This window comes from uncultured Methanofollis sp. (assembly GCF_937919355.1).
GTDB lineage: Archaea > Halobacteriota > Methanomicrobia > Methanomicrobiales > Methanofollaceae > Methanofollis.
Window position 1 is genome coordinate 1 of the sequence record NZ_CALFSA010000137.1, and the last position, 8,835, is coordinate 8,835.

Genomic DNA, 8,835 nt, shown 5'->3' on the forward strand with positions numbered 1-8,835 from the left:
GCGCCTTCAGCGTTCTGGATTAATCGGAATTACCGGGAAGATAGATATTCTGTCGACTGGCTACTCGATCAAAGTACGTCTCAAAATATTGTTGTTCTTGTTCATCCTGAGGATATACTCCACGGAACGCCTTTAGTGGTCAGAGAGTACGAACAGATAGTGAGTAATGCAACCATTGCGCCTATAAACGACTTTATTCATGATGCCTTGGGAAGGGGTACATAATGGATCGTGATCATGCTTGGAAATCTGAATGGGATCGTAGGGCTCAATTTTGTGAAAACGACCTTTTATTTGATCGGGGCCTCGAAACCAACAGTGGTATCGTCCATACGTATTACAATAAACAATTATTAAATTTCATCGGCTCTGAGAGGAGTATGAGGATTCTGGATGTTGGGTGTGGAACAGGAGATAGTATTGAACTGATCAAAAAGACTAATGGGAGTGCTATTAACATATTTGGCCTAGATTATTGTGACGGCGCAATATACCGTTGTAATAGTAAGTTAGAGGTGTCTTTATTTGAAAATGTTAATTTATTTATTGGCAGTGCTGATAATTTGATGTTCAAAGATTGCTCTTTTGATAGGGTTATTTGCATTAGCGTTCTCCAATATCTATCCGATTCCGATTGCGATCATGCATTGTATGAACTATTAAGAGTTACTCAAAGGGGCAAATATATTTATATTACAATACATAATAGTTTCTCTCCATTTTGGTTTGTGCATAAAATTGTACACTGTTTGTATATTGGGAAATTATTGAGAAAACTTAGAATCCTCGGAGAAGATACTTGTCCAAAGGAAAATATTCGCTCCTATTTATGGTATCTTCAAAGAATTACCTCCAATGGAGGGAAAATAGTTGACATTTCGTCTTTTAATATACTTCCCAAGTATGCCCCACAGAGAATCATTCCTCCTTTGTTGAGACTGGAAATTTTATTGCGGAGGATCCCTGTTATTTCTCATTTAGTTCAAAATATTGGTGCAGTTTCCACTATTGTGGTGATGAGAGAATGACGTCTAAGTTTCATCTTGAAATGCTCAAACCGTCTCAATATAGTGCTTGGGATGACCTTGTTGATAATTCTCCTCAAGGTACATTGTTCCATAAATGTTGGTGGCTAAAAACTATTGCCGACAACCGGGGCACAGATCTCTGTCTTCTCGGTGTTTTTAGAGGGGATGATCTCGTTGGAGGATGTGGTATTTCTGAAGAAAAGAGGTTCTTTTTCAAACTTGCTTTTTCCCCTCCAATAAATTCTGCCACAGCATATGGCGGTATTATCATTGCTGGATCTGAAGTTAAGAACGTAAAGAAAAATGAATCAATGAATAATTCTATCATTGAATCTGTTTCAGGTTATTGTCTTGAACATTATGATTATTCACAGATTCTTAATTCTCCTGCCCTTACCGACATTCGCCCGTTTCTGTGGAAAGGATGGGATGAATCGGTTTATTACACCTATATACTCGGTTTGAATAATTTCTCCAGTTTGAAGGATCTATCCCTGCATTATGACGGATCAGTTCGTTGGTCGATTAATAAGGCCGAGAAAAATGCAGTAGAGGTTCGTGTTGTTAATGATGATATGGATCTCATTTATGATCTTCTGATGGAGTCATACAACTGGCATAAGGAAGATGCTCCTGTCTCAAAACATCTCCTCACGGCTTTGATGAAGGAACTGAATAGCAGAGGGGCATGCAAGACCTATGTTGCCTATCATGAGGATCATCCAATCTCATTTGGAACATTTTTGTTCTATAAAAATAGTGCCTCCTACTGGTTAGGCGGCTCCCGAAGAGACGCCCTTAGTCTGGAGGGTCCTAGCGCTGTTTTGGGGCATGCTTTGAAAGAGGCTCTTTCCGATAAAATATCTTATATTGACTTTATTGGGGCCAATACCCCTCCAATCGCAAAATTTAAATCAGCATTTAATCCTCAAATTATTCCTTATTATAACGCCGAATGGGCGAAGCTACGTACTAAGTTTGCAAAGTCTCTTTATTCTGTGTTTTAATTGGGTGGTTATTATGTCAAAAGTGTGCATGATTTCAACAGGACATAGTCCTTTTGATGACCGTATATTCCATAAAGAGGCAAAATCTCTAGAGAAAGCAGGTTATGATGTCGCCGTAATATGCCAGAGTGATAATGATTTCAGTACGATCCTTGACAATATTAAAGTTGAAGGTATCAAGAGGAGAGGATCAGGGTTCATCGGGGAGTTGTTCCAGATGGGTAAATTATTTTTGAGGTCTTTAAATCTGAATTATGACATATATCACTGCCATGAACCTCAATCATTAATTGTAGGATTATTTTTGAGGTTCCTCTGTCGTAAGAAGATTATTTATGATGTCCATGAGCATTGGCCAAGCCAGATCTCATCTCGTTATGGTGGATTGAGAAAAAAAATCATCACGAATATTGTTGAAAAAATCGAACATAAATCGCGTGCATATGTGTCATATTTCATCGTTGCTCCTCCCAATCTAAAAGACCGTTTTTCAAAGGATAATATAAAAAATAATGTGGATATTCTATATGTTTGTCCGGAATTGGGTATTTTTAGTCACATTAATGATGCAATAGTTCGTGAATTTATTGGCAGAAATACGATCGTGTATGAAGGGAATATTGATGTAAAATATCGAGGTTTGGACGTTTTCGTAAAATCTTTGCCAATCCTAGCGAAACAGTACCCTAATCTGTTATATTTAATCGTTGGGCGAATGTTGATCAGTTCGGCAGAGATGGAGTCTTTGAATCAATATTTAGTGGAGTATGAAGTGCGTGATCATTTTACTTACACAGATTGGGTCGAATATGCCGATGTTCCAAGTTATCTTTCTGCATCTAAATTGGGCGTAATACTGCTCCAACCTGTTTCGTACAATAACATTATTGGAACCCCGAACAAACTTTTTGATTACATGGCTGCAGGTATTCCTGTCGTGGCCAGTGATTTTCCAAATATCCGAAGCATCGTTGAGGATGCTAAATGCGGGATTCTTGTGGATCCTACTGATCCTCAGGATATCGCGGATTCTATTGCATATCTCTTGAATAATCCTGAAATTGCAATTTCAATGGGACAAAATGGAAAAAAAGCAATAGAATCAAAATATAACTGGGAGAATATGGAACAAAGACTGTATCGTATCTATCATGAGGTTAGTGGATGACATCTCTTTCTCAAGTTATTGACACGATGGAGCAGATGCACCAATGGAGAAATAGTTTTAATGGCGATCAGATTGGATACGGATATGATGAGTATTCGAAAAATAAGGGTTTGATTTACCCAGAAGTCTACGCAAAATATGCGATTGGCTATCTATTCCTATATAAACAAACTGAAAACGACGAATATTTGAGATTATGCAGGGATGCTCTCCAGTGGTTAAAGAATAACACTTCTCCCTATTATAATGATTATTGCTGGGGTTTGCCTTTTGATTTTGATGGTGTTCCGGTAAATGGACCCTATCTGTTAACAACATCTTTTTGTGGTCATGCGTTTCTGGACTACTATGAGTATTCAAATGACAGTACTTATCTTAACATCGCTGAAAGTGCGATGAACTGGATCGTTGATAATCTGTTCATGAAAATAGGAGGGAATGATATATTGTGCTATTCTCCCTATGATGGTGATAGATATTTCATCCCCAATGCTGTTTCTATAGGATTGGGTTTTCTATCGAGAGTTTCTGAATACACTCATAGGGACATTGATCCTGTTGTTAAAGCGGTGCTACAACCACTGCTCAGTTCCCAGAATAGCAAATATCTCTGGAGATACAGCACACGGAGTCCGACTATAGATAATCTTCATAATGCATATGTCCTTGAAGGATTGTGGCGATATTGGTTATCTTATAGAGACCCTTCGATTTTAAATACCATTACAACTGGGACAGATGCCCATTGGAAAATATTTTTTGAAGAAAATGGATATGGCCGGGGTTTTTTGTTGAGCGACCTTCGAGATTTCAAGGAAGTAGATCTTAAGACGATGATCCGTGATATGATAGTACAGACTGCGAATAGATTCGGATTCTTAATGAATAAAAACCCCGAAACTAGATTATGGGGTTATGCAGCATCGATTCGTACTTTCACATATGCCAGTTATTGGGATAAAAAATATCTTTTATATGCCTTGAAAGCGCATGAACATGTTAAAACCACATTATATAATGACTTAGGATATTTCTACTATCGAAGTACGGAAAAAGAATCTTATATGCGCCACCAGGCACATCTCTTTGAAGCGTTAAGTGTGCTCGGCGAGAGAATGACTTCTGGGAGTTTGAATTATGATTAAAAAATTAATGCATGGCATACATAATCCCCACTTGGTCGAAGATTGGCTAAAACGGAGGTATAATCATTTTATCTATCGATTACCCCCTAATAAATTAAATTCTCCCCATTGCCAGCGGATTGCACTCTCATTAAACAGCATCTGTAATCTTAAGTGTCGAATGTGTGACATTGGTCAACGCTGTTCCGGGGAGTTTTATAAGAATGTAACTAATGGCGGAGAATTGTCTATAGATACTTTGAGACTGTTTATTGAGGACGTTGTTAATAGCGTTGATAATTCTCCGGTAATTGCGATAAATGGAACAGAACCTCTATTATATCCTCATATTACAGATCTTATCAAGTATATCCGGTCTAAAAATACAATGTGCGAACTTACGACAAATGGTTATTTGCTACAAAAGTTTGCGCAGGATTTTGTTGGGATTCAATTACCTTTAATAAATATATCTATCCACGGCCCAGAGAACATTCATAATGGCATAGTTGGGGTACCAAATAGTTTCGAAAGATCATACCGTGGTATAGAGCAGATTATCGAGATGAAATCAAAAACCAAAAGTAAATTCCCGAAAATATTTGTTGCATTTACCATATCTGACGCTAATTATCAATATTTATCCGAAACTGCGGCTATATTTAAAGATCTAGGTGTTGATGGAATCAAATTTACTCACCTTAATTTTGTAGATAACGAAATGGCACAGTCTCATAACGAAAAATATGGATGGTTTTATGAGGTAAAAAAAAGCAGTGTAGGTTCGACCGCTCCTTGTTCTGTCGATATAGATGTTCTTTCTGATGAAATCAAGACTGTTAATGCGATCTATCAAGGTAAGTTTGTTTACTTCTCTCCAAATCTCGATCGGAGTGACTCTATCTGGCAATATTATCATAAGCCCTCACAGTTTATAGGATCAAAACAGTGTGTTGTTCCTTGGACAAATATGCAGGTTTTATCAAATGGAGACGTGATACCGGCTTCTAGATGTTTCCACATAAAATATGGAAATATCTATACAAATACGTTTAATGAAATCTGGTTTGGCCAAAATGCCATGGATTTTAGAGATTTCCTGAGAAAAGTTGGAGCAACCCCCGCGTGTTCTCGGTGTTGTGGTATATTTTAGGGACGCAGTGATAAAAATATGTTTATTGACGAACTCCAGACATTTTTCTTTAAAATATTGTCAATGATACCTGGAAAGGTCGGATGTTCGCTTAGATACAATATATATAGTCGTATTTTTATGTCTTCGGGGCAGGGTTTCGTCATTTTGGAGGATGTTGTGTTATTGCATCCTGAGAATATTTCTATTGGTTCATTTAGTGGGATTAATCGGAATTGCTATGTCGACGCATATGGTGGGATTAATCTCGGGAATTACGTTCAAGTTGGGCCTAATACACATCTAATTTCGGCGAATCACAACTATTTAAGAGTGGAGATTCCAATATGCAAGCAGGGCCATACGCCTAAAAAAATTATAGTCGAGGATGATGTCTGGATTGGGGCGAATTGTGTTATTTTAGCCGGAGTAAAAATCAACAAGGGTGCAGTAGTGGCAGCAGGTGCTGTTGTAACAAAAGATGTGCCCCCATACTCGGTGGTGGGGGGTGTACCGGCAAGAGTTATTAAATATAGACAAAAATATAGACAAAATTCTGGTCTCTAATATGCCTAATAATATATTTTTGTTGGCAAACTCATTCTTAATTAATTATCGTTTCTTCTAGTCGTGGATTATTATTTGTTTTGATTGTTAGATTCGCAATACTATAACTTCTAGATAGCCTCAATATCCTGTGGCGGAGAAAACTCTATTATATAGAACTTGGCACATGCCTGCCCTTCCTCAAACTCCTGGAGGTACATGAAGACATTGGCCACCTGCACCAGAAGGAGGATGCCGAGCACTGCTGCCCCCTCGACAAATCCCGCACCATAGAAGAAGTACAGGAGACGGTCACCGAGCACCCCCCCACCGCGACCGGGACCGCGAGGAGGAGGGAGTAGGTGAAGGTGCGAGAGAGGGGAAGGGTGACGCGGTCAAGGGAGCCGTCGGCATGCCCGCGGCTGATCTTTGGGTACAGGGTGGTCTGAAAAGCAATGGTAACGAAGGTTGCAGCGGCGGTGAATTGAAAGGCAATCCTGTATACACCGACATCGGCAGTAGACATGAAGTAACCGACTAGGATCGTGTCAGCGTACGAGAAGACGATGGCACCGGTCCCAGAGAGGAATATCCAGAAAGAGAAGATGAAGATATTTTTAAGATGTCGAATTTGAAAGCGGGTGATCAGACGATGTGCCTCAATGCCATCGACCGCCCGAGGGAGTCCTTCTATGCCACCGGCACCGCGGCGGTCGCCAACATCCTCCTCGACCTTGCCCTCATCCCCGTCATCGGGATCGAGGGGGCGGCGATCGCCACCCTCGCAACGATGCTCGTCAATGCAGGGATTGCCAGGTATTATCTTTCAAAACAGATCCTGGTAAAACTCGAACGCGGCCCTGTCCTCCATATCCTCCTCGCCGCGGGCGCGATGGCCCTTGTCGTCCTCGCATATCGCCTCACAATCCCGCTCACAAATGTCTTCATCGTCCTCGGCGCCGTCGCCCTCGGGGGGATTGTCTACGGCCTTGTCCTCCTGAGGGCCGGCCGCGGCCTCCACGACGAGATTAGGGATCTTGTGGTGCAGCTCGGTGCGCCCTGGCCGCGGTGGTTGTGAGATTCTTCTCATTGATACGAATGGCAGACATTTTCTTTGAGAAGAAGAATTCATGTACAGCAATTCCAGATCTACCAAAATTATCATCGTGATCTCTCATGTGCGGCATAGCAGGTATCTATTCACGTAAAGGCGAGGCCGATCACGCCCTCCTTACAGCCATGTCCTCCCGCCTCGCGCACCGCGGCCCTGACGGCGAGGGCACCTACCTACGGGGACCGGTCGGTCTCGCGCACCGCCGCCTCTCCATCATCGACCTTTCAGACCTGGCCGCGCAGCCCATGGCCAATGAGGATGAAACCCTCTGGCTCGTCTTCAACGGAGAGATCTATAACTACCGTGAACTCAGGAAGGACCTTCTCCGCGCTGGCCATACCTTCCGCTCGCAGACAGACAGTGAGGTGATCCTCCATGCTTATGAGGAGTGGGGGCAGGCATGCGTCGAAAGGTTCAATGGCATGTGGGCCTTCGCCCTCTATGACCGAAAGGAAGACCTCCTCTTCTGCTCCCGCGACAGGTTCGGGATCAAGCCCTTCTATTATACGGTCGTCGACGGGACCTTCCTCTTCGCCTCAGAGATCAAGGCCCTGCTCTCCCACCCTGCGGTCGGAAAAAGGCCCAATGACGCGCGCCTGATGGACTACCTCGCATGGGGCGTGCTCGACCACACCCCTGAAACGATGTTTGAGGGGGTCTTCCAGCTCCCTCCTGCCCACTCGATGGTCGTCAGGATGGGAGTCCCCGAAGAGCCAACTCCATACTGGGACCTCAGGATCTCCGATGCCCTGACAGGAACCGACGACCAGGAAGCTGTTGTCCGCCTGCGCGCCCTCCTCCTCGACGCCGTCCGCCTCCGTCTCAGGAGCGACGTGCCGGTCGGCACCTGCCTCTCTGGTGGCATCGACTCCTCGACCCTCACTGCCCTGATCAACGACCTGATCAGGCAGGAGGCCCCTGCAAGTGTCGGCGGCAGGCAGAAGACCTTCTCGGCCTGTTATCACGACGGAAGATTCGACGAAAGCCAGTACATCGACGAGGTCGTCAGGGTGACAGGTGTCGATGCGCACCGCACCTCACCTGACCCCGAGGAGTTGAAACGCGATCTGGAGCGCCTTGTCTATCTTCAGGACGAACCCTTCGGCTCCCTCTCCATCTATGCCCAGTACCGCGTGATGTCCCTTGCCGGAGAGCATGTCACTGTCGTCCTTGATGGACAGGGTGCGGACGAACAACTTGGCGGCTACCTCGGCTACATCGTCCCCTACCTCCGGAACCTGAAATCCCATCCTCTCGCCCTCCTCAGGGAAGGAATTTACGGCGGCCTCCATCACCATGGTTTTTTCCTGGATGCAGGGAAGCAGGTCACCGCACGGTCCGAGCGCCGGTCCCTCCTCCGCGGCGAAATCCCCATGATCGACCGCTACGGTGGCACTCTTCCTGAGGTGCTCTACCGGGAGATCAGGTCCACGAACCTCCCCTCCCTCCTCCACTACGAGGACAGGAACTCGATGGCCTTCGGGGTCGAGTCGCGGGTCCCTTTCCTGGACTACCGGGTTGCGGAGTACCTCGCCTCCCTCCCCCTGGACCAGAAGATCAGGGACGGCGTGACAAAGTATGTCCTGCGGCAGGCGATCATAGGCCTGGTGCCGGAGAGCATCAGGTGCCGCATGGACAAGATGGGATTTGTGACGCCCGAGGAGGTCTGGATGAAGGAGGACCTCCGTCCCCTCATTGAGGAAATCCTGGCCTCTG

9 protein-coding genes and 2 pseudogenes are annotated in these 8,835 nt (G+C 44.2%); 9 read left to right on the top strand and 2 right to left on the bottom strand.

The annotated features are described in order from the left end of the window. The 7 genes and pseudogenes from Q0520_RS06545 to Q0520_RS12165 all read left to right on the top strand — a co-directional run. Window positions 1-225: hypothetical protein (locus Q0520_RS06545; RefSeq protein WP_298667832.1), on the top strand; the 225-nt coding region annotated here is incomplete at its 5' end. Next, complete coding sequence (locus tag Q0520_RS06550; protein WP_298667835.1) at window positions 225-1,028, top strand: class I SAM-dependent methyltransferase; 804 nt, start codon at window positions 225-227, stop codon at window positions 1,026-1,028. The genes Q0520_RS06545 and Q0520_RS06550, both read left to right, overlap by 1 nt. Further along, window positions 1,025-2,035, top strand: a complete 1,011-nt coding sequence (locus Q0520_RS06555) for a GNAT family N-acetyltransferase (RefSeq protein ID WP_298667838.1) — start codon at window positions 1,025-1,027, stop codon at window positions 2,033-2,035. The genes Q0520_RS06550 and Q0520_RS06555 overlap by 4 nt, the downstream gene beginning before the upstream one ends. Before the next feature lie 13 nt (window positions 2,036-2,048). Beyond that, window positions 2,049-3,203: a glycosyltransferase family 4 protein gene (locus Q0520_RS06560; protein ID WP_298667840.1), complete on the top strand. Its 1,155-nt coding sequence runs from the start codon at window positions 2,049-2,051 to the stop codon at window positions 3,201-3,203. Next, window positions 3,200-4,348, top strand: coding sequence for a hypothetical protein (locus tag Q0520_RS06565; RefSeq protein ID WP_298667843.1), 1,149 nt, complete (start codon window positions 3,200-3,202; stop codon window positions 4,346-4,348). Before Q0520_RS06560 ends, Q0520_RS06565 begins: the two co-directional genes overlap by 4 nt. Before the next feature lie 7 nt (window positions 4,349-4,355). Then, a complete protein-coding gene (locus tag Q0520_RS06570) occupies window positions 4,356-5,480 on the top strand; it encodes a radical SAM protein (protein WP_298667856.1) in 1,125 nt (374 codons plus the stop codon). Window positions 5,481-5,822: 342 nt separating this feature from the next. Beyond that, window positions 5,823-6,026: pseudogene (locus tag Q0520_RS12165) on the top strand (DapH/DapD/GlmU-related protein); the annotation flags it as partial. Window positions 6,027-6,136: 110 nt separating this feature from the next. Here Q0520_RS12165 and Q0520_RS06580 read toward each other — a convergent pair. Together Q0520_RS06580 and Q0520_RS06585 are read right to left on the bottom strand one after the other, a co-directional pair. Then, complete coding sequence (locus tag Q0520_RS06580) at window positions 6,137-6,328, bottom strand: hypothetical protein (protein WP_298667849.1); 192 nt, start codon at window positions 6,326-6,328, stop codon at window positions 6,137-6,139. 50 nt (window positions 6,329-6,378) lie between these two features. Beyond that, window positions 6,379-6,699 (bottom strand): annotated as a pseudogene (locus tag Q0520_RS06585) (oligosaccharide flippase family protein); the annotation flags it as partial. On the opposite strand from Q0520_RS06585, the gene Q0520_RS06590 reads away from it, so the two are divergent. Both Q0520_RS06590 and asnB read left to right on the top strand, forming a co-directional pair. Further along, window positions 6,658-7,083 (top strand): polysaccharide biosynthesis C-terminal domain-containing protein, encoded by a 426-nt coding sequence (locus Q0520_RS06590; protein WP_298667852.1) that lies wholly within the window; start codon window positions 6,658-6,660, stop codon window positions 7,081-7,083. The pseudogene Q0520_RS06585 and the gene Q0520_RS06590 sit on opposite strands and share 42 nt — an antisense overlap. A gap of 98 nt (window positions 7,084-7,181) precedes the next feature. Further along, window positions 7,182-8,835 (top strand): asparagine synthase (glutamine-hydrolyzing) (gene asnB, locus Q0520_RS06595; protein ID WP_298667854.1); only part of this gene is annotated, 1,654 nt, incomplete at its 3' end.

Excerpts from the sequence above, each read along its gene's own strand:
- Q0520_RS06550 (WP_298667835.1), top strand. The coding sequence starts at position 225 with ATGGATCGTGATCATGCTTGGAAATCTGAATGGGATCGTAGGGCTCAA.
- Q0520_RS06555 (WP_298667838.1), top strand. The coding sequence starts at position 1,025 with ATGACGTCTAAGTTTCATCTTGAAATGCTCAAACCGTCTCAATATAGT.
- Q0520_RS06560 (WP_298667840.1), top strand. The coding sequence starts at position 2,049 with ATGTCAAAAGTGTGCATGATTTCAACAGGACATAGTCCTTTTGATGAC.
- Q0520_RS06565 (WP_298667843.1), top strand. The coding sequence starts at position 3,200 with ATGACATCTCTTTCTCAAGTTATTGACACGATGGAGCAGATGCACCAA.
- Q0520_RS06570 (WP_298667856.1), top strand. The coding sequence starts at position 4,356 with ATGCATGGCATACATAATCCCCACTTGGTCGAAGATTGGCTAAAACGG.
- Q0520_RS06590 (WP_298667852.1), top strand. The coding sequence starts at position 6,658 with ATGTGCCTCAATGCCATCGACCGCCCGAGGGAGTCCTTCTATGCCACC.